Raw genomic sequence first — 25722 nt, forward strand, 5'->3', positions numbered from 1 at the left:
CCCGAGCCATGGAGAGAGAATGATGGACCGCCGCAGCTTTCTCGCCGGAGGGACCGCGACCGCTGCGCTGACGCTGACCGCGCTGGGCGTGCCGACCCGGCTCTCTGCGCAACTGCCGCCGCCGCCCGCCAACTCCCCGCCCGCGGACGCGCCGCTCAACGCCGCGTTCGACGCGATCCTGACCGAGACGATCGAGACCTCGCCGACCTTTGCGACCTCGCTCGGCTTCGACAAGGGGCCTTGGGCGACGCTGCGCCACCAGCTCGACGACAACAGCTATGCCGCGATCGGCGCGAATCTCGCGCGGGCGAAGTCGGCGAAGGCGCGGCTCGACCGGCTCGATGCGGCGAAGCTGTCCGCGCAGGGGCGGGTCGATCGCCGCGTCGTCCTCTACAACATCCAGCAGCAGATCGACGCACCGGAGCGGTTCGGGCTCGGCAGCCCGCAGTCGCCCTATGTGATCACCCAGCAGGACGGCGCCTATTTCGGCATCCCCGATTTCCTCGCGTCGACGCATCCCGTGAAGACGGCCGACGACGCCGAGGCCTATCTCGACCGACTCGCGCAGTTCGACCGACAGCTCGACAACGACAGCGAGCATCAGCGGATCGAGGCGGGCAAAGGCCGCGTCGCGCCCGACTTCTCGCTCGATCTCGCGCTCGGGCAATTGCGCAAGCTGCGCGCGCCGACGCCCGCCGAGAGCGGGTTGACCACGTCGCTGGCCGAGCGCGCAGGCGAGGCGAAATTGCCCGGCGACTGGACGGCCCGCGCGGCGAGGATCGTCGAGCAGAAAGTCTATCCCGCGGTCGATCGCCAGATCGCGCTGGTCGAGTCCCTCCGCAAGACAGCGCGCAAGGACGCGGGGCTGTGGGCGGTCCCCGGCGGGGATGCGATCTACGCCGCCGCGCTCGCCGAAGCGACGACGACGACGCTGACGCCGGACGAGGTCCACAGGATCGGGCTCGACCAGGTCGCCGAGCTGAGCGCACGGATCGACACCATCCTCAAGTCGCAGGGCCTCACGAGCGGCACCGTCGGCGCGCGGCTGACCGCGCTTAACCATCGGCCCGAGCAGCTCTATCCGGACACCGACGCCGGCCGGGCGGCGCTGATCGCCGGGCTCAACGCCAACGTCCGCGCGATGCAGGCGCGGCTGCCGCAGGCGTTCAACAACCCGCCCAACGCGCCGCTCGAGATCAAGCGCGTCGATCCCTCGATCCAGGACGGCGCGAGCAACGGCTATTACTATCTTGCCCCGCTCGACGGCTCGCGTCCGGCGATCTACTGGATCAACCTCAAGAGCGTCGGCGACTGGCCCAAGTACACGCTGCCGAGCCTGACCTATCACGAGGGCGTGCCGGGCCATCACCTCCAGATCAGCATCGCGCAGCGCGCGCCGGTGCATACGCTGCGCAAGTTCGCCTTCTTCAACGCCTATCTCGAAGGCTGGGCGCTCTACGCCGAGCAGCTCGCCGACGAACTCGGCGGCTATGCGACGCCGATCGAGCGCGCCGGCTATCTCCAGAGCTTCCTGTTCCGCGCGGCGCGGCTGGTCGTCGACACGGGCATCCACACCAAGCGCTGGACCCGCGAACAGGCGACCGACTATTTCGTCGAGACCGTCGGCTTCGCGCGCGGCCGGGCGCAACGCGAGATCGAGCGCTATTGCGTGCTGCCCGGGCAGGCGTGCAGCTACAAGATCGGCCACGCCGCCTGGCTGCGGGCGCGTGCCAAGGCGCAGTCGATCGCGGGCGCGAAGTTCGACCTGAAGCAGTTCCACGACATCCTCGCCTTCGGCGCGATGCCGCTGACGATGCTCGAACAGATCGTCGAGGAGCGCGCGCGGGCGATCGCGTGACAGCGCGCATCTGCCGTCTCACCAGAGACGGCGAACGCCGAAGGCGTCGAACAGCTCCTCGTTGGAGACCAGCCAAGCGTCCTCGATCTGCGCCTGCGCGATCAGGAGGCGGTCGAACGGGTCGCGATGGGGAATGGGCAGGCCGCCGCCGAGTTCTGCGTGTGCCAGCGAAAGTGGAAGGACGGAAAAACCATACTGTGCAAGCAAGGCGGAAAGGCCGTCGATCAGCTCGTCAAGGCCGTGCAGCTTCCCGATTCGACGCTTCGTCCGCATCTCGAACGCGGATACGACACTGACGAATACCTCGGCATCATCACCATTGATCCGACCCCGCACTTCGCGACCGAGCCGCGCATCGCCATCGAACCACCAGATCAGCGCGTGCGTGTCGAGAAGGAGCCTCACTGCCCCTCCCAGGCGCGAAGCTCCTCTTCCGGAAGCGGATCGAAGAAGCTGTCATCGAGCTTGATCTTGCCCTTGAGCGCTCCGAAGCCGCGTCGACGCCTTTCCGCTGGCGTTTCGGCATCGGCGACGATCCTGAAACGCCCCGCGCCGCGGGTGATCGCCACGTCCTCGCCCGCCTCGACTTGATCAAGCAGCTTCGCCAGGTTCGTCTCGGCCTCGTCCAGCTGGTACACCGTCGCCACCTTCGCCTCCTTCCGCGCGTGCGCTTAGTGCCCCTTATCAACAAATTGGTGATTCGCTCACCCCTCTCCTGTATCGCCGTCCGCCATGCATCGCCCCGCCCTGTCGATCGTCATCCCCTGCTACAACGAGGCCGCCTGCCTCGATCAGCTCCACGCGCGCGTCTCCGCGGCGGCGCGGGCGGTGGCGGGGGACGATCATGAGATCGTGCTCATCAACGATGGCTCGAAGGACGAGAGCTGGCCGGCGATGCGGCGGCTCGCGGCGCAGGACCCGCATCTCGTCTGCATCAACCTCAGCCGCAACCATGGTCACCAGCTCGCGCTCACCGCCGGGCTCGACCTATGCGCGGGCGAACAGATCCTGATCATCGACGCGGACCTCCAGGACCCGCCCGAACTGCTCGGCGAGATGCGGGCGATGATGGAGCGTGAGGGCGCCGATGTCGTCTACGCCGTCCGCCGCAAGCGCCAGGGCGAGACCTATTTCAAGAAGGTCACCGCCAAGGCCTTCTACCGGGTGCTCGACAGCGTCACCGACACGCCGATCCCGCTCGACACCGGCGACTTCCGGCTGATGACCAGGCGGGCGCTCGATGCGCTCCAGTCGATGCCCGAGCAGGCGCGCTTCATCCGCGGGATGGTCGCCTGGGTCGGGTTCCGTCAGGTCCCCTTCCCCTACGACCGCGCCGAGCGGTTCGCGGGGGAGACGCACTATCCGCTCGCCAAGATGATCCGGCTGGCGGTGGACGCGGTGACCGGCTTCTCGACCGCGCCGCTGCGCTGGGCGAGCCATCTCGGGATCGCGCTGACCTTCGTGTCGCTGCTGCTGATCGTCTATATCGCGATCGGCTTCTTCACCGGTTCGGCGGTGCAGGGCTGGACCTCGACGATGCTGGTGACGGTGGTGCTGGGGGCGGCGCAGATGTTCGTGCTCGGCATGATCGGCGAATATCTGGGGCGGCTCTATATCGAGTCGAAGAAGCGGCCCTTGTACCTGGTGGCCGACGTGGCGGGGCCCGTGCAGGGTCGCGCGCGGCTCGGCTACGCCGCGCCGGGAACGACCCCGCAGGGGTCCGTCTCGCTCGCGGAGGCTGCGGAGTGAGCGTCCCGCCCAAGACCTTCGCCGTCAAGTCGTTCGGCTGCCAGATGAACGTCTATGACGGCGAGCGGATGGCCGAGCTGATGGCCGCGCAGGGGCTGACCGCCGCCGAGGCGGCCGAGGCCGATCTCGTCGTGCTCAACACCTGCCACATCCGCGAGAAGGCGACCGAGAAGGTCTATTCGGACATCGGCCGGCTGCGCAAAGGCGCGGCCGCGCAGGGGCGCATTCCGATGATCGCGGTCGCGGGCTGCGTCGCGCAGGCAGAGGGCGAGGAGATCGTGCGCCGGGCCAAGGTGGACGTGGTGGTCGGTCCGCAGGCCTACCACAACCTTCCCGGGCTGGTCGCGGCGGCGGCGGCGGGCCGCCCCGCGCTCGATCTCGACATGCCCGCGCTCTCCAAGTTCGGCGCGCTCCCCGCGCGGCGGAAGGTCGGGCCGGCGGCGTTCCTGACGGTGCAGGAAGGGTGCGACAAGTTCTGCACCTATTGCGTCGTGCCCTATACGCGGGGCGCGGAGACGAGCAGACCCTTCGCAGCCCTGGTCGACGAGGCGAAGGCATTGGTCGACGCGGGCGCGCGCGAGATCACGCTGCTGGGGCAGAACGTCAACGCCTGGACCGACGGGGACCGAGGATTGCACGACCTGATCCGCGCGCTGGACCGAATCCCCGGGCTGGCGCGGATCCGCTACACGACGAGCCACCCCAACGACATGGCGCAGGGGCTGATCGACGCGCACCGGGACAGCCCCAAGCTGATGCCGTTCCTCCATCTGCCGGTACAGGCGGGCAGCGACCGGGTGCTCAAGGCGATGAACCGCTCGCACAGTCGTGACTCGTACCTGCGGCTGATCGAGCGGATCCGCGCGGCGCGTCCAGACATCGCGCTGTCGGGCGACTTCATCGTCGGCTTCCCCGGCGAGACCGAGGCCGAGTTCACCGAGACGCTGAGCCTGGTCGCGGAGGTCGGCTACGCGCAGGCATTCAGCTTCAAGTACAGCCCCCGCCCGGGCACGCCCGCGGCGGCGATGGCCGACCCGATCGCCGCGCCGGTGATGGAGGAGCGGCTCGCCCGGCTGCAGGCGGCGCTGAACGCCGACCAGCTCGCCTTCAATCGCGCGAGCGTGGGCAGGCGCTGCGAGATCCTGATCGAACGCGCCGGACGACGGCCCGGGCAGATGCTGGGCAAATCGCCGTGGCTCCAATCGGTCCACGTCGACTCGCCGGCTGGCGTTGGCGACCTGATCGAGGTCGAGATCACGGACGCGGGTCCCAATTCGGTCGCGGGAGCCGCGCTTGCGCGCAGCAGCATTGCCGCCTGACCATAAAGGACGTAATTTCTTACCAATCTTCGGTTGACGCCTTGCCCGCGCAAGTGGAAGGTCGGGACATGACTGGAGCGGGACGTCCGATCCCGCCCATGTCGTCCACAGGGATGAAAGACCGGGATATTCTCGACCTGCGCCACGACACCGCATGGCCCGTTCCGCCTCTCTCGAGCGGCGCTCGAACGGGGTGCGGCGCGTCCGCCGGCGGTCGCGAGGCCGGCCGACCCATCTCTCTCCCGTACGCCTGATCTTCAAACTCGGAAGGGATTCTCATGTCCACCACACCCGACGCCGGCTCGCTCGACCCGAAGGCCGGCGGCACCTACCGCGACAAGCCGATCTGGGATCTTTCGCAGATCGAAGCGAACCTGAATCGCACCGGCTACGACTGGACCCATAACAACTACGGCGTCTATGACGATGGCGTCCTGAACTATGGTTTCTGGAAGAACATCCAGGAGTTGCAGAACAGCTATTACGTCAACGAGACCGGCACGGACTCGTTCAGCGAGGCGGATGCGACCACCTTCTCGGCGTTCAATGACGACCAGATCATGATGGCCCGCAAGACCATCGGCCTGTGGGGCGAACTGACCGACATTCAGTTCAAGGAAACCAAGTCGGGCGACGCCGACATCACGTACGGCAACACCTCGACCGGTGGCGCTCAGGCCTATGCCTATCTGCCGTTCGGCGACACCGAGGATCAGTATTACAAGGACAACTTCGACTTCAACCAGGTCGGCCGACTGGGCGGCGACGTGTGGATCGACGGCTTCGTCGCGTCCAACTTCTTCCCGGTGACGAACAGCTATTACGCCACCACGACGATGATCCACGAGACCGGCCACGCGCTCGGCCTCAGCCATCCGGGCGATTACAACGCGCTCGATCCGGACGGCAATCCGGTGCCGGTCACCTACGTCGATCAGGCCGAATATGCGCAGGACTCGCTGCAATATTCGATCATGAGCTATTTCGACGGCTACGAGACCGGCGCGCAGTTCATCGATTTCCAGCTGCTCAACTTCGCCTATCCGTCCACCCCGATGATCCACGACATCGCGACGATCCAGGCGATGTACGGCGCGAACTACGAAACCCGCGCGGGCGACACCGTCTACGGCTTCAACTCGACCGAGGTCGGGACCGCCTACGACTTCACCGCCAACAACCGCCCGGTGCTCTCGATCTGGGACGGTGCGGGCAACGACACGATCGACGGCTCGGGCTTCAAGACCGATTCTGTGATCGACCTCAACGCCGGCGCGTTCAGCTCGATGGGCGGCGCGAGCAAGTTCTACACGCTCAACCAGATCAACAAGGCGCGCGCCGAGCTCGGCTTCGCGCCGCGCACCGAGGCGACCTACCAATATTACCAGGACCTCATCAAGGAACTGGGCGTCAAGGACCCGGGCTTCAAGGACAACATCTCGATCGCGTACGGCGTGACGATCGAGAACGCGGTCGGCGGCAAGGGCGACGACAAGCTGATCGCCAACGACGTCGCCAACATCCTCGACGGCGGCAAGGGCAACGACACCGTCAGCTATGAGACGGCGACCACCGGCGTCCAGTTCACCGTCGGCACCACCGTCGCACCCGATGTCCGCTTCGACGGCGGCGTCAACGGCGCGGCGGGCGATCACCTGATCAGCATCGAGAACGGGATCGGCTCGAAGTTCAACGATCGGATCGCGGGCAACAACGCCGCCAACGTCCTCGCCGGCGCCGCGGGCGACGACATCCTCACCGGGCGTGGCGGGGCCGATACCTTCGTCTTCCGTCAGGACACCCCGTTCCACGGCGGCCACGACACGATCGTAGACTTCTCGAACGAGGATTTCCTGACCACCACGACCGCGCTGCCCACCGACGGCTCGGGCAACATCGCGATCACCGGCGGCGTGCTGGTGCTCGACGCGGCGAACGACGACACAGTGACCTTTGCGAACGGCGGTCCGGCGTCGCTCCACTTCGTCGGCAAGGTCGGCGGCCGCTATTATTACGCGGCCGAGGGCAGTGACGCGAACCAGGCGACCATCGAGAAGCTGCACGCTCCGGCGGACATGCTCGACGAGGCCGCCGCCAAGAGCCAGGCGATGGCCGACGCCGCGCACAAGGCGAACCTCCAGACCGATCTCGCCAACCGCGCGGAAGGTTGGACCGGCGACTCCAACGTCGGCACGACCAACGGGATGTTCGGCGAGCACCCGAGCTCGAGCACGAACCACATCAGCGCCGCGGACGGCATGATCGGCCGGATCGGCGGCTTCGCCGGCGAGGTCGGCTCGCACTTCAACCCGGCACTGGCGCACACCGACTACGTGAACTTCTGCCTCGTCTGAACCGGCGTGGACTGATGTTCTCGTGAAGGGCGGGGCCGTGGCGACACGGTCCCGCCCTTTTCGTACCTGCGGGCGCGGCTCCCCTTCCCTTCGCTCGCCGCACGCACCACACTGACGCCTGTCGCTTTTCGGAAAGGACCGGATGTCCCGCAAACCCGTGCCCGCGCAGGCGGGCGATCGCAGCAGGGCCGAGATCACCTTCGATCGCCCGCAACTGCTGGCGCAGCTGTTCGGCCAGTACGACCGCAACCTGGTCGCGCTCGAGAATCGGCTGGGCGTCTACATCACCGCCCGGGGCAACCGCGTCGGGCTGGAGGGGACCGCCGAGCAGGTCGCGACGGCGCGCGACGTCCTTCAGGACCTCTATCACCGCGTCGCCCGCGGCGAGGAGGTGGACGCCGGGCTGGTCGACGCCTCGATCGCGATGGCGGCCGAGCCGCTGCTCGACGGGATCATCCGCACCGACCAGGGCGGCGGCGCGCCGCCCGTCATGATCCGCACGCGCAAGAAGACGATCGTCCCGCGCACCCCCGCGCAGGCCCATTACATGATGGAGCTGACGCGCAACGACATGATCTTCGCGCTCGGCCCGGCGGGCACGGGCAAGACTTATATCGCGGTCGCGCAGGCCGTTTCGCAGCTTATCTCCGGCAGCGTCCAGCGGCTGATCCTGTCGCGCCCCGCCGTCGAGGCGGGCGAGAAGCTGGGTTTCCTGCCGGGCGACATGAAGGAGAAGGTCGACCCCTATCTCCGGCCGCTCTACGATGCACTGAACGACTGTCTGCCGGCCGAGCAGGTCGAGCGGCGAATCCTGTCGGGCGAGATCGAGATCGCGCCGATCGCGTTCATGCGCGGCCGCACGCTCGCCGACGCCTTCGTCATCCTCGACGAGGCGCAGAACACGACGCCCGCGCAGATGAAGATGTTCCTCACCCGCTTCGGCCAGAACAGCCGCATGGTGATCTGCGGCGACCCCAACCAGACCGATCTGCCCGGCGGCGTCGGGGCCTCCGGGCTCGCCGACGGGACCATGCGGCTGGAAGGGATCGAGGGGATCGCGATGTGCCGCTTCGGCGCGGGCGACGTGGTGCGCCACCCGATCGTCGGTCGGATCGTCGAGGCGTACGAGGGCACGGGCTGAGCGCGGTTCGTCCCGTTTAACCGGATCGTCTTCCAGCGGACGCCGCGCCGTCATCAAATGCGGCTAGCCGCGGCGGCTCAATCCGGGAGCCGTCCATGATCAGCACCTTCTCGCGTCGCGGCAGCGACGAGTCCGTCCTCTCCTGGCGCCAGGCCGGGCTGTTCGCCGCCGCCGACAGCTGGGGCTTCGGCGCTCACGCCGACGTCGGGGTGCAGGCGACGTTCGCGCCGGGCGACATCGCGCTGATCGGCTACCAGGCCGACACGATCAACAACGCCAAGAGCTTCGCCTTCGTGCTGCTGTCGGAGGAGCTGCGGGGCCAGACGATCAGCTTCACCGACAACGGCTGGTTCGCCGCCGGCGGCTTCCGCACGGGCGAGGGTACGGTCAGTATCACGATCGCCGCCGACGCCACGGTCGGCACCGTCTTCACGCTGGCGGGCGTCAGCGGCAATTTCAACCTGTCGACCAGCGGCGACCAGATCGCCGCCTATGTCGGCAGCGCCTCCAGCCCGACGTTCCTGTTCGGACTCGACTTCGCCGACGGCAATGCGAGCTATGCGGGCGACGCGACCAGCTCGAACACCAGCGCGGTCCCGACCGGGCTGACCTTCGGCGACACCGCGCTCGCGTTCGGCGCCGACAACGCGGCCTATACCGGCCCGCTCAGCGGCTCGAAGGCCGACATCCTCGCCGCGATCGCTGACGAAACGAACTGGACTCAGGACGACGCCGCCGCGGTCGGCTACGCGCCGGGCTTCACCGTCACGAGCGACGGCGCGACCACCGTCTCCATCGGCGACGTCTCGATCGCCGAGGGCGACGCCGGCGACACGGTGCTGACCTTCACCGTCACCCGCTCGGACAACGAAGGCGCCTTCACGATCGACTATGCGACGGGCGACATCACCGCGACCGACGGGAGCGACTATGACGCGACCTCGGGTCAGTTGGTCTTCGGCGTCGGTGGCAATCTCAGCCAGACGATCTCGGTGACGATCCACGGCGACACGCTGACCGAGACCAACGAGACCTTCGCAGTCGACCTGAAGAACCTGAACCAATTGTCCGGCACGACGGTGGTCGGCGACGCGCAGGGGGTCGGCACGATCCTCAACGACGACATCTCGATCAGTTACATCCACGACATTCAGGGGTCGGCGTTCTTCTCGCCAATCCTGGCCGCGGAAGGCATCCACGCCTTCAACGTCGCCTCGTCCGCGCAGGTGACCGTGCGCGGCATCGTCACCGCGATCGACAGCTTCGCCGGTTCGGGGACGCAGGGCTTCTACATCACCGAGGAGACCAGCGACTGGGACGGCAACGTCCTGACCAGCGAGGGCATCTACGTCCGCACGAGCGGCGCGACCGCCGGGCTGACCGTCGGCGAGACGGTGACGGTCACCGCCAACGTCATGGAGTCGCAGTCATTCTCGAACCTCAACCGCACGATCCTGGTCAACCCTTCGGCGATCGTCCAGGGCAACGACGTCAACGCCCTGCCGACCTTCGTGATCGACGGGACGCCGGGCCACAAGATCCCGACGTCGATCATCAGCGACGACAGTCCCAATTTCTTCGACTCCGACGGCTCCAGCGGCACGTTCGACCCCCAGAACGACGCGCTCGATTACTACGAGACGATCGAGGGCATGCGGGTCACGATGACCAACATGATCGTCGGCGACGGCTTCGTCGGCGGCTCGAACGACAATTTCGTCTATTTCAACGCCTATAGCTACGACAACGCCGACAAGAACTTCATCAACTCGCGCGGCGGCTACACCGCCTACGGCGACGCGCAATTCTACCCCGACGAGAATACCGCCGACCCCAACGACGACGTGAAGTTCGGGGGCGAGACCTCGACGGACGGCGCGCTCCACGGCGACATCATCGAGCTCGATTTCGGCGACGTCGGTCGCGGCGGCACGTCGGGGTTCGATCAGGACCTGACCATGGGCGACCAGCTCGGCGACGTCACGGGCATCGTCGACTTCGACTTCGGCGTCGCCAAGTTCTACGTCACCGACGCGCTCGACGCGGACAAGGTCGCGGCGCTCGCCTCGACCACGCCGATCCAGGAAGTCACAGCGCTCGGCGGCGACGACCGCGCGCTGACGGTCGCGACCTTCAACGTCGAGAATCTGTCCCCCGTCGGCACCACCTTCTCGACCAACAACGGCGTCGAGATCACCACGCAGGCGAAGTACGACCAGCTGGCGCACAACGTCGCGATCAACCTTAATTCGCCCGACATCATCGTCGTCGAGGAGATTCAGGACAACAACGGCGTCGATCCCTCGGGCGGCACCGATGCGACCCAGACCTGGGAGCAGCTGGTCGCGGCGGTGAACGCCGCCACCGGCAAGACCTACCAGTGGGTCGACGAGGCGCCCGAGACCGCGAACGACGTCGGCGGCGCGCCGGGCGGCAACATCCGCGTCGGCTTCCTCTACGACACCGCGCGCGTCCAGCTCGGCGATCTCGCCGCCGACGCGACGATCGAGGAGCGCCGCCAGTACACCGACCGGATCGGCGACGGCGTCCGCGACGCGGGCGATCTGCTTGCGGTCGACGACACCGGAGCGGGGATCAATCCCGACGACTGGAGCGGCACGCGCCGCTCGATCGTCGGCGAGTTCACCTTCCACGGTCAGACCGTCAACGTCTTCGGCAACCACCTGCCGTCGAAGGGCGGCTCCGACGATCCCTATACGATCGACCAGAACAACGGGGACGGCAACCCGACCAACGGCGACTGGGACTTGCGCAACACGCTGGCCGAGCAGATCAACAACGTCTTCGAAAAGGCGTCGGCGACCGGCGGCCTGCTCGTCTCGGGCGGCGATTACAACGAGTTCTGGTACAACCGCCCGCTCGAGGTGCTGACCGGCTACGCCAATCCGGACGGGACGGCGAACACCACCGGAACCAAGTACGTCAACCTGATGGTCCAGGAGCTCGCCCCGCAGGAGCGGTTCAGCTACGACTTCGACGGGCGCAGCCAGGCGCTCGACTCGCTGCTGACCGACCAGATTCTGGCGGGAGTCGCGAGCTACGACGCGGTCCACATCAACACCGGCTACAACGACCGCGCCGGCGCGGTGAACCCCGCCTCGTCGGACCATGACCCGAGCCTCGCCAGCTTCGACTTCCGCGATCTCGCCGAGACGCTGGTTGGCACCGGCGCGGCGGACGTCATCGACGGCCGCGGCGGCGACGACGTGCTGAACGGCGGCGAGGGCGACGACACGCTGATGGGCGGGCTCGGCGACGACACGCTCGACGGCGGCGCCGGGCAGGACGCGGCGGACTACCGCGATGCGACGGCCGGCGTCAGCGTCTCGCTCGCGAACACGGGCGCGCAGGACACGCATTGGGGCGTCGACACGCTGACCGGGATCGAGCGGCTCTACGGCAGCGCCTTCGGGGACGACCTCACGGGCGACGATCGCGCCAACCGGATCAACTCGAACGGGGGCGCCGACATGATCTCCGCCGGCGGCGGCAACGACACGATCGTCGTCGCGTCGAACCCCGGTTCGATCGACGGCGGCGACGGCGTCGATCGCGTGATCGTTTCGAGCGCGCTGTTCGGCGTGACGGACGCGACCTTCACCGGAGTCGAGAAGCTGACCGTGCGGGACGGCGGGGTGGTCGACCTGTCCGGGCTGAGCCAGCTCCCCGCCTCGGTTGCGATCGAGTCGGTGGCGGGCGGCGGCGTGCTGTTCACGGGCAGCCAGGGCGCGGACACGATCGTCGGCGGTGCGGGCGGCGACATCCTCGCCGGCGGCGGCGCGGCGGATCGGGTCAGCGGCGGCGCGGGGGCGGACACCTTCGTGTTCCGCGATCTCGACGAGATCAACGTCGGCGGCAAACGCGACCTGATCGCCGATCTCAGCCATGCCGATGGTGACCGGATCGACCTCTCGGCGCTCGATGCGGACGATGATCTGGCCGGAGTCCAGCACCTGACCTTCATCGGCAGCGGGCGCTTCACCGGGTCGGCCGATTACGAACTGCGGGTGGTCGCTCCTGCGGAGGGGGCCAAAGCCTGGCGCGTGCTGCTCGACGTCAATCACGACAAGGCGGTCGACCGCGTCTTCTTCGTCGTCACCGATGCGCCGTTGACCGCCGACGATTTCCTCCTGGCGCCGGCACAGGCAAGGCCAGCGCCGGTCGACCATGCGATGGTCGCGCCGTCGCACGAGCCGACCGCCTTTCACATGGAAACGCTCGGCCTGATCCACCTCGTCTGACCGGCTTGTCGCGCCCTGGTCGTAGCGACGAACACGATCGATCCGCATCGTTCCGCCCGCGGTGGATTCCGGTCACCCATCCCGGGCCGGACAGCCGCCATGGTCGCCGCCCTCGACGCCTACGTTCGCTAGAGACCGATTGCGCGCAACGCCTCTACAAGCGCGACGATTTCTCGCATACGGACCTCGCATGATCGTCGTCGAACTCTCCGTCGAAGCGCCCTGGCCCGACGGCGATTGGGAGGCCCTCGCCAAGCGCGCGGTCGAGGCGGCGATCGCGCGGACGCCGTTCGCGGAGCTGGCGACCACCGCCGCGACGGTCGAGGTCAGCCTGCGCCTGACCTCCGACAACGAGGTTCATACGCTCAACCGTCAGTATCGCGGCAAGGACGCGCCGACCAACGTGCTGTCCTTCCCGATGGTGCAGCCGGATCTGCTGGCAACCGTGACGCAGAACAGCGACGACGGCGAGGTGTTGCTGGGGGACATCGTCCTCGCGCATGGGGTCTGCGGCCGTGAGGCGGAGGACCGCGGCGTCGCGGCGGCCGACCATGCGACGCATTTGATCGTGCATGGAACGCTTCATCTGCTAGGCTATGACCACCAATCCGATCAGGAGGGGGACGCGATGGAGGAGATCGAGGCTCAGGCGCTCGGCGCGCTCGGCCTCGCCGACCCCTATGCGATTCGTGAGGACTGAACGCTAGCATCATGGACGAGGACCGAAGTCGCGCCGGAAACGGCGACCACGAGCATTCGATCTGGCGCGGCCTGCGCAACCTGATCTTCGGCGGGTCCGAGGAGGACACGCTCCGCGACCAGCTGGAAGAGGCGATCGACCGCCACGAGGACGATCCGGCGCCCGACGCCAAGGGCGACCTGTCGCCACTCGAGCGGCAGATGGTCCGCAACCTCCTCCACTTCGGCGAGCGCGACGCGGGGGACGTCGGCGTCCCGCGCGCGGACATCGTCGCGGTCGAGGAACAGACGCCGTTCGAGCATTTGGTGCAGATCTTCGCCGAGGCGGGTCACAGCCGGCTGCCGGTCTATCGCGAGAAGCTCGACACCGTCATCGGCATGATCCACGTCAAGGACGTGTTCGCGATCCTGGCGACCGGAGCGGAGCATCCGACCACGCTCGCCGGCCTGATCCGCGAGCCGCTGTGGACGCCGATGTCGCGCGGCGCGCTCGACCTGCTCGCCGACATGCGCGCCAGGCGGGTCCACCTCGCGATCGTCGTCGACGAATATGGCGGGACCGAGGGGCTGGTCACGATCGAGGACCTGATCGAGGAGATTGTCGGCGAGATCGAGGACGAGCATGACGACGCCCCCGCGCCGATGCTGGTGCCGCTGGACGGCGGCGCCTGGGAAGCGGACGCCCGGGTCGAACTCGAAGACGTCGCGGCCGCGATCGATCCCCGCCTCGGCGAGAACGAAGCGGATGTCGACACGCTCGGGGGACTGACGGCGGTGCTGGCGGGGCATGTCCCGACCATCGGCGAATGCGTCGACCATCCGAGCGGCTGGCGAATCGAGACGATCGAGTCGGACGAGCGTCGAGTCCACCGCATCCGCCTCCACCCGCCGCGGCCCGAACCGGAAGAGTAATCGCTTCACTCGATCAGTTCGATCGCATTATCTCACCAGCTCGATCATTTGCACCGGTGCCTCGGCCGCGCGGCTCGGCTATACCGCGTCGGTATTCAGCCACGGGCGACTCACGCCGCGCCCGTGCCAGCAAGGAGACTCAGATGGACGCGATCACCGAGGGCAGCCCGCTCAGCGACCCCAAGAAGGAGCCGGTGGCGCTGCGCACCCTGCTCGGCCAGACCCATAAGCATTGGTGGCCCGAGTCGCTGTCGATCGACATCCTGACGCAGGGCGGCGTCTCGACCGACCCGCATCCGAAGGGCTTCAACTACCGCGAAGCGTTCAAGGCGCTCGACTATCGCGCGGTCAAGGCCGACCTGACCGCACTGATGACGGACAGTCAGCCGTGGTGGCCGGCGGACTACGGGCATTACGGCCCGTTCTTCATCCGCATGGCGTGGCATTCGGCCGGCACGTATCGCACCGGCGACGGCCGCGGCGGCTCGACCTCGGGCTCGCAGCGCTTCGCCCCGCTCAACTCCTGGCCGGACAACGGCAACCTCGACAAGGCCCGCCGCCTGCTGTGGCCGGTCAAGCTCAAGTACGGCCGCGCGCTCAGCTGGGCGGACCTGTTCATTCTCGCCGGCAACGTCGCGATCGAATCGATGGGCGGGCCGGTGTTCGGCTTCTCGGGTGGACGCGAGGACATCTTCGAGCCCGAGCGCGACATCTACTGGGGCACCGAGCAGGAGTGGCTGGGCCAGACCCGCATCGACGAGGAGGCGGGCCTCGCGCTCGAGGAGCCGCTCGCCGCGATCCAGCACGGGCTGATCTACGTCAATCCCGAAGGCCCCGGCGGCAAGCCCGACACCAAGGGCTCGGCGCGCGACCTGCGCGAGACGTTCAAGCGCATGGGCATGAACGACGAAGAGACCGCGGCGCTCACCGCCGGCGGCCACACCTTCGGCAAGGCGCACGGCGCCGGCGACGCCTCGAAGGTCGGGCGCGAGCCGGAGGGCTCGGACATCGCCCATATGGGCCTGGGCTGGACCAGCGAGCACGGCAGCGGGATGGGCGACGACACCATCACCTCGGGCATTGAGGGCGCCTGGACGCCGACCCCGATCAAGTGGGACATGACCTATTTCTCCAACCTGCTCGATCACGAATACGAGCTGGTTAAGAGCCCCGCGGGCGCGAACCAGTGGCAGCCGGTCGGCAATCCCGAGGAGACCCAGGCCCCGGCGGCGCATACGCCGGGCAAGAAGGTCGCCACGATGATGACCACCGCCGACAAGGCGTTCAAGGACAACGCGGCCTACCGGGCCATCCTCGAGAAGTTCCGCGCCGATCCGGCTTACTTCGCCGACGCCTTCAGCCGCGCCTGGTTCAAGCTGTGCCACCGCGACATGGGTCCGCGCACCCGCTACATCGGCCCGGAGGCCCCGACCGAGGACCTGATCTGGCAGGATCCGATCCCCGCCGGGACGCCGCTGTCCGACGCCGACGTTGCCGCGCTCAAGGCCAAGATCGCCGACAGCGGACTCACCATCACCCAGCTGGTCAAGACCGCCTGGTATTCGGCCTCGACCTATCGGCAGTCGGATCGTCGCGGCGGCGCCAACGGCGCGCGCATCCGCCTCGCCCCGCAGAAGGACTGGGAGGCGAACGAGCCCGCCGAGACCGCGACGGTGCTGGCCGTCTATGAGCGGATCAAGGCGGAGCACGGGCAGGTCAGCATCGCCGACCTGATCGTGCTGGGCGGCAACCTGGGCGTCGAGCAGGCGGCGAAGGCCGCGGGCCACGACGTGAGCGTGCCGTTCACTACCGGCCGCGGCGACGCGACGCAGGAGTGGACCGACGTCGAGAGCTTCGCGGTGCTCGAGCCCAAGGCCGACGGCTTCCGCAACTATCTGTCGACCAAATTCTCGGTCCCGACCGAGGAGCTGCTCGTCGACCGTGCGCAGCTGCTGGGCCTTTCCGCGCCCGAGATGACGGTGCTCGTCGGCGGCCTGCGGGTGCTCGGCGTCGTTCACGCCAAGGGCGGGAAGCACGGGATCCTCACCGACCGTCCCGAGACGCTGACCAACGACTGGTTCATCAACCTCCTGCAGATGGCCACCGCCTGGAAGCAGATCGACGACAGCGGCGACGAGGAGTTCCTGGGCACCGATCGCCACACCGGCGAGCAGATGTGGACGGCGACGCGCACCGACCTGGTGTTCGGCTCGAACTCGCAGCTGCGCGCGATCGCGGAATATTATGCGTGCGACGACGCCCGCGAGCAGTTCGTGGCGGATTTCGTCGCGGCCTGGGCGAAGGTGATGAACGCCGATCGGTTCGACCTGCTCGACTGATCGTCACCGACGCGGCGGATCGGGGCGGGGGCGCGACGGCGCGCCCGCCCCTTTTCGTTGGCCCGGCGGCGGCCTATTCCGGACGGCATGAAGCACGTCCTGCGCATCCTCGCCGTCGCCCTCGTCGCCGGCATCGCGATCCTCGTTTGGCTCGGCTGGCCCGACAAGGCCCGGCTGCCGATCGCCGCGGTTCAAGGCCGCCGCCCCACCATTTCCGATCCGCGCGAGCAGGTGATCCCGACGGTCGGGGTCGCCAAGGTCGTCGGCTGGCGGGGCGGCGCCGCGCCGACCCCAGCCGTCGGGCTCAGCGTCAAGCCCTTCGCCACCGGGCTCGATCACCCGCGCTGGCTCTATCGCCTCCCCAACGGCGACGTGCTGGTCGCCGAGAGCAACTCGCCGCCGCGCAAGGGCGGCGGGGTGACCGGCCTGGTGATGGGCGTCCTGATGGGCCGCGCCGGCGCGGGCGTCCGCTCGGCGAACCGGATCACGCTGCTGCGCGACAAGGACGGGGACGGGGTGGCGGAGACGAAGACGCCGTTCATGACCGGGCTCAACTCGCCCTTCGGCATGGTGCTGTTCCAGGGGCAGCTCTACGTTGCCAACACCGATGCTTTGATCCGCGTGCCCTATACCGACGGAATGACCAAGGTGACGGCCAAGCCCGAGCTCGTCGTCAAATATCCCGGCGGGGGCAACCACTGGACGCGCAACGTCATCGATGCGGGCGACGGCCGGACGCTCTACCTGTCGGTCGGCTCGTCGTCGAACATCGCCGAGAACGGGCTCGACGCCGAGAAGTACCGCGCCAACATCCTCCAGGTCTGGCCCAAGGAGAAGACCTACCGCGTCTATGCCGCGGGCACGCGCAACCCGATCGGCATGGCGCTGGAGCCGCAGTCGAAGGCTTTGTGGGCGGTGGTGCAGGAGCGCGACATGCTCGGCTCCGATCTGGTCCCCGATTATCTGACCGCGATCGAGCTGGGCGATCACTTCGGCTGGCCGTGGTATTACTGGGGCGGCTATCCCGATCCGCGGGTCGAGCCCAAGAACCCCGCGCTCCAGCAATATTCGAAGCGGCCCGACTTCGCGATGGGCCCCCACGTCGCGGTGCTCGGCCTGACCTTCGCCGACGGCGCGAAACTGGGGCCGAAGTTCGCGAACGGCGCGTTCGTCGCGGAACACGGCTCGTGGAACCGCAAGCCCTACGCTGGCTACAAGGTCGTCTACGTCCCGTTTGCAGCCAACGGTTTCCCGGTGCCGGGGACGAAGCCGGTGGATGTGCTCAGCGGGTTCCTCAGCGCCAAGGAGGAGGCGCAGGGCCGGCCGGTGGGGCTGACGATCGATCGGACCGGCGGGCTGCTGGTGGCGGACGATGTCGGCAACCGCGTGTGGCGGGTGACCGCGAAGTAGGGCGCCGCGGCAAGGCCGCGCCGTGACCTCAGACGGGGCGACCTCCAAAGAAGGCCGCCCCGCTGGCCGGGCTTGCGCGTCTCGCCGACAGCTCCGCTGCCGGCGTGCGCGCTAAGCCGCGAACTGATTCATCGTGTTGTGTGCGCCGCCGGCCTTCAGCGCCGCCTCGCCCGCGAAATACTCCTTGTGGTCGTCGCCGACGTCGGAGCCGGACATGTTCTGGTGCTTCACGCAGGCGATCCCCTGGCGGATCTCCTGGCGCTGGACGCCCTTGACGTACCCCAGCATCCCCGCCTCGCCGAAATACTCGCGGGCGAGATTGTCGGTCGAGAGCGCCGCGGTGTGATAGGTCGGCAAGGTGATGAGGTGGTGGAAGATCCCCGCCCGCGCCGAGGCGTCGCGCTGGAAGGTCCGGATCCGCGTGTCGGCTTCCGCGGCCAGCTCGGTCGCGTCATAGTCGACGCTCATCAGCCGGGCGCGGTCGTAGGCCGAGAGGTCCCTGCCCGCCTCGGCCCAGGCGTCGAACACCTGCTGGCGGAAGTTGAGTGTCCAGTTGAAGCTGGGCGAATTGTTGTAGACCAGCTTGGCGTCCGGCACCTGCTCGCGGATGCGGTCGACCATGCTCGCGATCTGCTCGATGTGCGGCTTCTCGGTCTCGATCCACAGCAGGTCTGCGCCGTTCTGGAGCGAGGTGACGCAGTCGAGGACGCAGCGGTCCGCGCCGGTGCCCTCGCGGAACTGGAACAGGTTGGACGGAAGCCGCTTGGGCCGCATCAGCTTGCCGTCGCGCTCGATCACCACGTCGCCGCGCAGCGTCGTGAGGTCGGTCACCTCCTCGCAGTCGAGGAAGGCGTTGTAGCGGTCGCCAAGGTCGCCCGGCTCCTTCGAAAAGGCGATCTGCTTCGTGAGGCCAGCACCGAGCGAATCGGTGCGCGCGACGATCACCCCGTCGTCGACGCCGAGCTCCAGGAAGGCGTAGCGACAGGCGCGGATCTTGGCGAGGAAGTCCTCGTGCGGGACGGTGACCTTGCCGTCCTGGTGGCCGCACTGCTTCTCGTCGGAAACCTGGTTCTCGATCTGGAGCGCACAGGCGCCCGCCTCGATCATCTTCTTGGCGAGCAGATACGTCGCCTCGGCGTTGCCGAAGCCCGCGTCGATGTCGGCGATGATCGGGACGACGTGGCTCTCGTAATTGTCGATCGCGTTCGTCAGCCGCTGCGCCTCGAGCTCGTTGCCCGCCTCGCGCGCCTTGTCGAGATCGCGGAACATCAGGCTCAGCTCGCGCGCGTCGGCCTGCTTGAGGAACGTGTAGATCTCCTCAATCAGCGCCGGCACGGACGTCTTCTCGTGCATCGACTGATCGGGCAGCGGGCCGAACTCGGAGCGGAGCGCCGCGACCATCCAGCCGGAGAGATAGAGGTAGCGCCCCTTGGTCGAGCCGAAATGCTTGCGGATGCTGATCACCTGCTGCTGCGCGATGAAGCCGTGCCACGCGCCGAGCGACTGGGTGTAGGCGGCCGGATCGGCGTCGTACGCGGCCATGTCGCGGCGGAGCGTCGCGGCGGTGTGGCGGGCGATGTCGAGCCCGGTGCGGAAGCGATTCTGCACGCGCATCCGCGCGACCGCTTCGGGGTCGATCCCGCTCCACGGCGCGCCGTAGCGGTCCTTGAGGCGGGCGGCGTCGGTGATCTGGTCCTGGTACATGATTGCCCTTCGCGGCATGCGGGGAGGAATGCCCGCCGGACCCGCCCCGGGGGGCGGGCCGGCGGACACCTTTCCTCCCCAGGAAAGGAGTTCAGCCGAGGCGGCCGAGCCGGTGGTAGAGATTGGAGAACTTGGCCGAGCGAGGATCGTCGGCGATCTTGCGGACGTAATCGGCGACGGCTTCCTTCATCAGCCCGAAATCTTCGGTCGAGAAGACGGCCCGGCTACGCTGGGGTTCGGTCGGCATTTGAGGTCTCCTGGGGAAGTGGGATATCAGCATATCCACACAATTCCGCGTTGTATCACTAGGAACGATGCCGTTTCGCGTGTTGCGCAGTCGGATGCGCTGGCGCAAAGACGTGTGGCGCTGTAAAGAGTTTACACGATCATGGCTCAGGAGAAGCTGCTCGCCGGGCATGCGGTCCGTCGGCTCAGGCGTGCGCAGGGGCTCACCCAGGCGGCGATGGCGGAGGCACTCGGCATCTCGCCGAGCTACCTCAACCTGATCGAGCGCAACCAGCGGCCGGTTCCCGCGACGCTGCTGGTCCGGATGGCCGACGCCTACGACTTCGACCCGCGCACGCTGGCGGCGGGCGAGCCCGGGGGCGGGACGGCGGCGGTGCGGCGCCGATTGGCCGATCCGCTGTTCGGCGATCTCGAGATCGACCGGGCCGAGTTGCAGGAATGGTTCGCCGCCGCGCCGGGCGGGGTCGAGGCGTTCGCGCGCGCGTTCGATCGTGCGGGCGGCGGCGGAAGCCAACCGGTGGCGGCGAACGATCCGGTCGCGCAGGTCGGCCGCGAGATCGCGCGCTGGGGCAACCATTTCGCCGATCTCGACGCCGCCGCCGAGGCGCTCGCCGACGAGCTCCGGCTCGCGGCCGCCGATCTGTACGGCGCACTGGTCGAGCGGCTGCGGGTCAAGCACGGGCTCTCGATCCGGGTGCTGCCGGTCGACGTCATGCCGGGGTTGCTGCGGCGGCTCGATCTGCACGCGCGCCAGCTCCAGCTGTCCGAGCTGCTGCCGCCGGCGTCGCGGACCTTCGCGCTGGCCGCGCAGGTCGCGACGATCGAGGCGCGGGCCGAGATCGACGCGCTCGCCCGCGGCGCCGGCTTTGCCGACCGCGTCGCCGAACGCCTGTTCCGTCGGCACCTGACGAACTATCACGCCGCGGCGACGGTGATGCCCTACGCCCGCTTCCTGCGCGCCTGCGAGGCGACCGGATACGATTGGGCGCTCCTCGCCCACCGCTTCGGCGCGAGCGCGGAGACGGTCGCGCACCGGCTGACGACGCTGGCGCGGGTCGGCGCGCGCGGCCTTCCCTTCTTCATGCTCCGCATCGACCGCGCCGGGCAGGTATCGAAGCGCTACGCGAACGGCGCGGCGCTCGCCGAAGCGGACGGGCGGTGCCCGCTGTGGCGCGTCCATCATGCGTTCGACCGACCGGGCGCGGTGCAGGTCCAGCTGGTCGAGATGGAGGATACCAGCCGCTGGCTGACCCAGTCGCGCGCCGAGGCCGCGGTGGGAAGCGCGGGACTGCCGGGCGGCGTCGCGGCCGAGTTCGCGATCGGGATCGGAGTCCCCGCCGCACAGGCGACGACGCTCGCGGCGGCGAGGGGGATCGACCTCGCCGGCCCCTCCACCCCGATCGGGCTCGGCTGCCGCGCCTGCACGCGCCCCGACTGCGCGCAACGCTCCGCTCCGCCGACGCACCGCGCGCTGCTGGTCAGCGATCGCGAGCGAGCGGCGTCGGCGTTCCAGTTCGCGGGGGATTGAGCATCGCCCGTTCTTCGCGACGTTGTCCTTCAGCCGTTCGTATCGAGCGACGTCGAGACACCTTGAGCGGATGCCCTACAGGTCCCTCGACTTCGCGCGGGACCGACGGGAAAGATGGGTCGCCACGGACCCTCGACAAACCTGACCCCGCCCGCCACACGCCCGCGGCGTGACCGATGCCGCCGCCTTCGCCCTTCCCGCCGCTGCCGGGCTGATCGGCGGGGCGATGAACGCGCTCGCGGGCGGAGGGACGTTCGCCACGCTGCCGTCGCTGATCGCGATCGGGCTGCCCGCCAACGCCGCCAACGCGACCTCGAACGTCGCGCTGCTGCCCGGCGCCGCGACGAGCGCCTGGGCGTTCCGCGACGAGCTCGGCCCCGTCGGCGGCGTGCCGTGGCGGACGCTGGCGGCGATCACCTTCCTCGGCGGACTGGTCGGCAGCGTCCTGCTGGTGCTGACGCCGACCCATGCGTTCGACCTGATCATCCCCTGGCTGCTACTGTTCGCGTTGGTGGTGATGCTGTTCGGCAAGACTGCCGCCGACTGGCTCCACGCGCGCGTGACGATCGGTCGGCGGACGCTGGTGGCCACCCAATCGCTGCTGGGCGTGTATGGCGGCTATTTCGGCGGCGGTGTCGGGCTGATGACGACCGCGCTCTACGGGTTGCTTGCGAACGTCGCGCCGCGCGCGCTGTTCGCGCCGCGCACGTTGATGTTGGCGGTGGCGAACGCCGCGGCGGCGATCGTCTTCGTCGCCGCCGGACTGGTGCGCTGGCAAGCGGCGCTGCCGATGCTGGTCGGCGCGGTTGTGGGTGGCTGGCTGGGCGCCGGAGTTGGCAAGCGGCTGCCCGCGGTGGCGGTGCGGGCGTGGACGATCCTGGTCACGGCGGCGACGACGGCGGTCTTCTTCTGGCGGGCCTATGGTTAACGGTAATTTCGCACTTCGGCGGGAAAGAAGAGCCGTCCCGCACCCAGCGGGCGGGGGGCGGTCGGCGTGATGAAGGCAGTGATCCTGGCCGGCGGGCTCGGCACCCGGCTCGGCGAAGAGACCGGGGTGCGGCCCAAGCCGATGGTCGAGATCGGCGGCATGCCGATCCTGTGGCACATCATGAAGATCTATTCGGCCGCCGGGATCAACGACTTCGTCGTGTGCCTCGGTTACAAGGGCTATATGATCAAGGAGTATTTCGCGAACTACTTCCTCCATTCCGCCGACGTCACTATCGATCTCGCCGCCAATGCGATGGAGTGGCACGACAAGCGCAGCGAGCCGTGGCGGATCACGCTGGTCGATACCGGTGCGGCGACCCAGACCGGCGGACGGCTGAAGGCGATCCGCAGGTATCTGCCCGATGACGAGCCGTTCTGCTTCACCTATGGCGACGGCGTCGCGGCGATCGACATCGCCCGGCTGGTCGCCTTCCACGAGGCGCACGGCAAGCTCGCCACGGTGACTGCGGTGTCGCCGCCGGGCCGGTTCGGCGCGCTGGAATTCTCCGACGAGATCGGGGGCGATCTGGTGCGATCGTTCCGCGAGAAGCCGGCTGGCGACGGCGGGCTGATCAACGGCGGCTTCTTCGTCGCCTCGCCTTCCGTGCTCGACCGCGTCGCCGGGCCGGAGACGTTGTGGGAGCAGGAGCCGCTCGAATCGCTCGCGCGCGACGGCGAGCTGGTCGCGTACCGCCACGACGGCTTCTGGCAGCCGATGGATACGCTGCGCGACCGGACCTATCTGGAGCAGCTCTGGTTGGACGGGCCGCCGTGGAAGGTCTGGTAAGCCGGACGTCCTGGGCCGGCCGCCGCGTCTTCCTGACGGGGCACACCGGTTTCAAGGGGAGCTGGCTGGCGCTGTGGCTGACGCGACTGGGAGCGGAGGTGACCGGCTTCGCGCTGCCCCCGCCGACCGTGCCGAGCCTGTTCGAACAGGCGCGCGTCGCCGAGCGGCTCACCCATGTGATCGGTGACGTTCGCGACGCCGAGGCGGTCGAGCGCGCGATTCAGGCGGCGAAGCCGGAGCTGGTGCTCCACCTCGCCGCGCAGCCGCTGGTGCGTTACTCCTACGATCATCCGATCGAGACCTACGCCACCAACGTGATGGGGACCGCGCATGTCCTCGAGGCGTGCCGCCGGGCCGACAGCGTGCGCGCCGCGGTCTGCATCACGACCGACAAATGCTACGAGAATCGCGAATGGCCCTGGCCGTACCGCGAGCAGGACCCGATGGGCGGGCACGATCCCTATTCGAGCAGCAAGGGCGCGGCCGAGCTGGTGATCGCCGCTTATCGCCGCTCGTTCTTCGACGGGCGAAAGGTTGCTTCGGTGCGCGCGGGGAACGTGATCGGCGGAGGCGACTATGCGCGCGACCGGCTGGTCCCCGATATCGTCCGCGCAGTCGAGGCGGGCGAGCGCCCGTCGATCCGCGCGCCGGGATCGGTCAGGCCGTGGCAGCATGTGCTGGAAGCGCTGGGAGGTTACCTGATCCTCGCCGAGCGATTGCTCGCGGGCGAGGACGAGTTCGCCACCCCTTGGAATTTCGGCCCATCCGAGCACGATGCCCGCCCCGTCGGCTGGGTGGTCGACCGGCTGCTCGCCGAGTTCGGCAAGGAGGGCTGGGACCGCCCCGAAGGCGCGCAGCCGCATGAGGCGACGCTGCTCCGGCTCGACTGCTCGCTGGCGCGCGCCAAGCTGGGCTGGCGGCCGGTGTTCGACCTCGCCGAGGCGCTGGAGCGCGTGGCCGAATGGCATGTCGCCGTCCGCGGCGGCGTCGCGGCGGACGAGGTATCGCTTAACCAGATCGCCGATTATGAGGCCCGGTTGCGGGCGACCCTTTCCGCACGGGAGTTCGCGTGACCCAGGACCTTCTCGCCGCCGCCGATGGGATGGACGAGCCGCAGCTGCGCGCATTGATCGGCGAGCTGACCGGCAAATACGCCCGCGCCTTCCATGCGCCCAAGCCGTTCGTGCCCGGCGCGAGCCCGGTGCCGGTCTCGGGCAAGGTCTATGGCGAGGCGGACATGCGTTCGCTGGTGGATTCGGCGCTCGACTTCTGGCTCACGACCGGGCGCTTCAACGATGCGTTCGAGGCGAAGCTCGCGGCGTTCCTGGGGGTGCCGCACGCGCTGACCACCAATTCGGGATCGTCGGCGAACCTGCTGGCGCTGTCGTCGCTGACCTCGCACTATCTGCGCGGCGACGCGCTCAAGCCGGGCGACGAGGTCATCACCGTCGCGACCGGCTTTCCGACCACGGTCAATCCGGCGCTGCAATACGGGCTCGTCCCGGTCTTCGTCGACGTCGACATCCCGACCTACAACATCAAGCCCGACATGATCGAGGCGGCGGTGACCGACCGCACCCGCGCGATCATGATCGCGCACACGCTCGGCAATCCGTTCGATCTCGGCGAGGTGATGCGGGTCGCCGAGAAGTACGACCTGTGGGTGGTCGAGGATTGCTGCGACGCGCTGGGCGCGACCTATGACGGCAGGGGTGTCGGCACGTTCGGCGATATCGGGACGCTCAGTTTCTACCCCGCGCACCACATCACGATGGGCGAGGGCGGCGCGGTGTTCACGCAGAAGCCCAGGCTGAAGCGCGTGATCGAATCGATGCGCGACTGGGGCCGCGACTGCTGGTGCGCGCCGGGGCAGGACAACACCTGCGGCAAGCGCTTCAACCGCAAGCTCGGCGACCTGCCGATGGGCTACGACCACAAATACACCTACAGCCACTGCGGCTACAATCTGAAGATCACCGACATGCAGGCGGCGGTCGGGCTGACCCAGCTCGACCGGGTCGACGAGTTCATCGCCGCGCGCCGGCGCAACTTCGATATCCTGACGGGGATGTTCCGCGAGATGGAGGACGTGTTCATCCTCCCCGAGGCGACGCCCAACAGCGATCCCTCCTGGTTCGGCTTTCCCGTGACGATCCGGCCAGGCGCGCATTTCACTCGCGACGCTTTGGTGCGCCACCTCGATGCGGCGCGGATCGGCACCCGGCTGCTGTTCGGGGGCAATCTGATCCGCCAGCCCTACATGCGCCAGCGCCAGTTCCGGGTGGTCGGCGAGCTGACCAATGCCGACCTCGTCACCGAGAACACCTTCTGGATCGGGCTCTATCCGGGGCTCGGTGAAGATCACCTCGGCTACGTTAACCAAGTGATAAGGGCGTTTGTTCATCAGTAAGCCGCGCGGGTCGC

At 68.2% G+C, this 25722-nt stretch carries 19 protein-coding genes; 15 read left to right on the forward strand and 4 right to left on the reverse strand.

Translation table 11 applies throughout. The features are described from left to right. The first annotated feature begins 22 nt into the window (after nt 1-22). Nucleotides 23-1858 (forward strand): DUF885 domain-containing protein, encoded by a 1836-nt coding sequence (locus AC4GYY_RS12195; RefSeq protein ID WP_491121214.1) that lies wholly within the window; start codon nt 23-25, stop codon nt 1856-1858. Between the two features lie 18 nt (nt 1859-1876). Here the strand turns inward: AC4GYY_RS12195 and AC4GYY_RS12200 are convergent, their stop codons facing one another. Beyond that, a complete protein-coding gene (locus AC4GYY_RS12200; protein ID WP_491120848.1) occupies nt 1877-2263 on the reverse strand; it encodes a type II toxin-antitoxin system VapC family toxin in 387 nt (128 codons plus the stop codon). Then, nucleotides 2260-2505 (reverse strand): type II toxin-antitoxin system Phd/YefM family antitoxin, encoded by a 246-nt coding sequence (locus tag AC4GYY_RS12205; protein WP_491120849.1) that lies wholly within the window; start codon nt 2503-2505, stop codon nt 2260-2262. Before AC4GYY_RS12205 ends, AC4GYY_RS12200 begins: the two co-directional genes overlap by 4 nt. Nucleotides 2506-2590: 85 nt before the next feature. On the opposite strand from AC4GYY_RS12205, the gene AC4GYY_RS12210 reads away from it, so the two are divergent. From AC4GYY_RS12210 to AC4GYY_RS12250, 9 genes are all read left to right on the forward strand, one after another. Further along, on the forward strand, nt 2591-3607 hold the full coding sequence (locus AC4GYY_RS12210; protein ID WP_491120850.1) for a glycosyltransferase family 2 protein: 1017 nt from the start codon (nt 2591-2593) through the stop codon (nt 3605-3607). Then, nucleotides 3604-4926: a tRNA (N6-isopentenyl adenosine(37)-C2)-methylthiotransferase MiaB gene (miaB, locus tag AC4GYY_RS12215; protein ID WP_491120851.1), complete on the forward strand. Its 1323-nt coding sequence runs from the start codon at nt 3604-3606 to the stop codon at nt 4924-4926. Before AC4GYY_RS12210 ends, miaB begins: the two co-directional genes overlap by 4 nt. 278 nt (nt 4927-5204) lie before the next feature. Beyond that, on the forward strand, nt 5205-7280 hold the full coding sequence (locus AC4GYY_RS12220) for a M10 family metallopeptidase C-terminal domain-containing protein (RefSeq protein WP_491120852.1): 2076 nt from the start codon (nt 5205-5207) through the stop codon (nt 7278-7280). A gap of 142 nt (nt 7281-7422) precedes the next feature. After that, the gene (locus tag AC4GYY_RS12225; RefSeq protein ID WP_491120853.1) at nt 7423-8421 is read left to right on the forward strand and encodes a PhoH family protein; all 999 of its coding nucleotides are present in this window, start codon (nt 7423-7425) and stop codon (nt 8419-8421) included. A 95-nt stretch (nt 8422-8516) separates the two neighbouring features. Beyond that, the gene (locus AC4GYY_RS12230) at nt 8517-12683 is read left to right on the forward strand and encodes a DUF8508 domain-containing protein (protein WP_491120854.1); all 4167 of its coding nucleotides are present in this window, start codon (nt 8517-8519) and stop codon (nt 12681-12683) included. Nucleotides 12684-12873: 190 nt separating this feature from the next. Continuing rightward, nucleotides 12874-13383: an rRNA maturation RNase YbeY gene (gene ybeY / locus AC4GYY_RS12235; protein WP_491120856.1), complete on the forward strand. Its 510-nt coding sequence runs from the start codon at nt 12874-12876 to the stop codon at nt 13381-13383. 11 nt (nt 13384-13394) lie between these two features. Then, the gene (locus tag AC4GYY_RS12240; RefSeq protein ID WP_491120857.1) at nt 13395-14294 is read left to right on the forward strand and encodes a hemolysin family protein; all 900 of its coding nucleotides are present in this window, start codon (nt 13395-13397) and stop codon (nt 14292-14294) included. Between the two features lie 143 nt (nt 14295-14437). Then, a complete protein-coding gene (gene katG / locus AC4GYY_RS12245) occupies nt 14438-16633 on the forward strand; it encodes a catalase/peroxidase HPI (protein WP_491120858.1) in 2196 nt (731 codons plus the stop codon). An 87-nt stretch (nt 16634-16720) separates the two neighbouring features. Then, a complete protein-coding gene (locus tag AC4GYY_RS12250; protein WP_491120860.1) occupies nt 16721-18043 on the forward strand; it encodes a PQQ-dependent sugar dehydrogenase in 1323 nt (440 codons plus the stop codon). Between the two features lie 111 nt (nt 18044-18154). Here AC4GYY_RS12250 and AC4GYY_RS12255 read toward each other — a convergent pair whose 3' ends face one another. Together AC4GYY_RS12255 and AC4GYY_RS12260 are read right to left on the reverse strand one after the other, a co-directional pair. Then, nucleotides 18155-19750: an isocitrate lyase gene (locus AC4GYY_RS12255; RefSeq protein WP_491121216.1), complete on the reverse strand. Its 1596-nt coding sequence runs from the start codon at nt 19748-19750 to the stop codon at nt 18155-18157. 88 nt (nt 19751-19838) lie between these two features. Then, nucleotides 19839-19994 (reverse strand): hypothetical protein, encoded by a 156-nt coding sequence (locus AC4GYY_RS12260; RefSeq protein WP_491120861.1) that lies wholly within the window; start codon nt 19992-19994, stop codon nt 19839-19841. 141 nt (nt 19995-20135) lie between these two features. Between AC4GYY_RS12260 and AC4GYY_RS12265 the strand changes: the two genes are divergently transcribed. The 5 genes from AC4GYY_RS12265 (at nt 20136) to rfbH (ending at nt 25708) form a co-directional block, all read left to right on the forward strand. Then, nucleotides 20136-21521, forward strand: a complete 1386-nt coding sequence (locus tag AC4GYY_RS12265; protein WP_491120862.1) for a helix-turn-helix domain-containing protein — start codon at nt 20136-20138, stop codon at nt 21519-21521. A gap of 169 nt (nt 21522-21690) precedes the next feature. Then, nucleotides 21691-22449 carry a sulfite exporter TauE/SafE family protein gene (locus AC4GYY_RS12270; RefSeq protein ID WP_491120863.1) on the forward strand — a complete coding sequence of 253 codons (759 nt, stop codon included), beginning with the start codon at nt 21691-21693 and terminating at the stop codon, nt 22447-22449. 69 nt (nt 22450-22518) lie between these two features. Next, a complete protein-coding gene (rfbF, locus tag AC4GYY_RS12275) occupies nt 22519-23298 on the forward strand; it encodes a glucose-1-phosphate cytidylyltransferase (RefSeq protein WP_491120864.1) in 780 nt (259 codons plus the stop codon). Then, nucleotides 23283-24371: a CDP-glucose 4,6-dehydratase gene (gene rfbG / locus AC4GYY_RS12280; RefSeq protein ID WP_491120865.1), complete on the forward strand. Its 1089-nt coding sequence runs from the start codon at nt 23283-23285 to the stop codon at nt 24369-24371. Before rfbF ends, rfbG begins: the two co-directional genes overlap by 16 nt. After that, complete coding sequence (gene rfbH / locus AC4GYY_RS12285; RefSeq protein ID WP_491120866.1) at nt 24368-25708, forward strand: lipopolysaccharide biosynthesis protein RfbH; 1341 nt, start codon at nt 24368-24370, stop codon at nt 25706-25708. Before rfbG ends, rfbH begins: the two co-directional genes overlap by 4 nt. The last annotated feature ends 14 nt before the right edge of the window (nt 25709-25722 follow it).

This window comes from Sphingomonas sp. SP6 (genome assembly GCF_058313435.1).

Coding starts and splice junctions, on each gene's coding strand:
- AC4GYY_RS12195 (WP_491121214.1), top strand. CDS start 23: ATGGACCGCCGCAGCTTTCTCGCCGGAGGGACCGCGACCGCTGCGCTG.
- AC4GYY_RS12210 (WP_491120850.1), top strand. CDS start 2,591: ATGCATCGCCCCGCCCTGTCGATCGTCATCCCCTGCTACAACGAGGCC.
- AC4GYY_RS12220 (WP_491120852.1), top strand. CDS start 5,205: ATGTCCACCACACCCGACGCCGGCTCGCTCGACCCGAAGGCCGGCGGC.
- AC4GYY_RS12225 (WP_491120853.1), top strand. CDS start 7,423: ATGTCCCGCAAACCCGTGCCCGCGCAGGCGGGCGATCGCAGCAGGGCC.
- AC4GYY_RS12230 (WP_491120854.1), top strand. CDS start 8,517: ATGATCAGCACCTTCTCGCGTCGCGGCAGCGACGAGTCCGTCCTCTCC.
- ybeY (WP_491120856.1), top strand. CDS start 12,874: ATGATCGTCGTCGAACTCTCCGTCGAAGCGCCCTGGCCCGACGGCGAT.
- AC4GYY_RS12240 (WP_491120857.1), top strand. CDS start 13,395: ATGGACGAGGACCGAAGTCGCGCCGGAAACGGCGACCACGAGCATTCG.
- katG (WP_491120858.1), top strand. CDS start 14,438: ATGGACGCGATCACCGAGGGCAGCCCGCTCAGCGACCCCAAGAAGGAG.
- AC4GYY_RS12250 (WP_491120860.1), top strand. CDS start 16,721: ATGAAGCACGTCCTGCGCATCCTCGCCGTCGCCCTCGTCGCCGGCATC.
- AC4GYY_RS12260 (WP_491120861.1), bottom strand. CDS start 19,994: ATGCCGACCGAACCCCAGCGTAGCCGGGCCGTCTTCTCGACCGAAGAT.
- AC4GYY_RS12265 (WP_491120862.1), top strand. CDS start 20,136: ATGGCTCAGGAGAAGCTGCTCGCCGGGCATGCGGTCCGTCGGCTCAGG.
- rfbF (WP_491120864.1), top strand. CDS start 22,519: ATGAAGGCAGTGATCCTGGCCGGCGGGCTCGGCACCCGGCTCGGCGAA.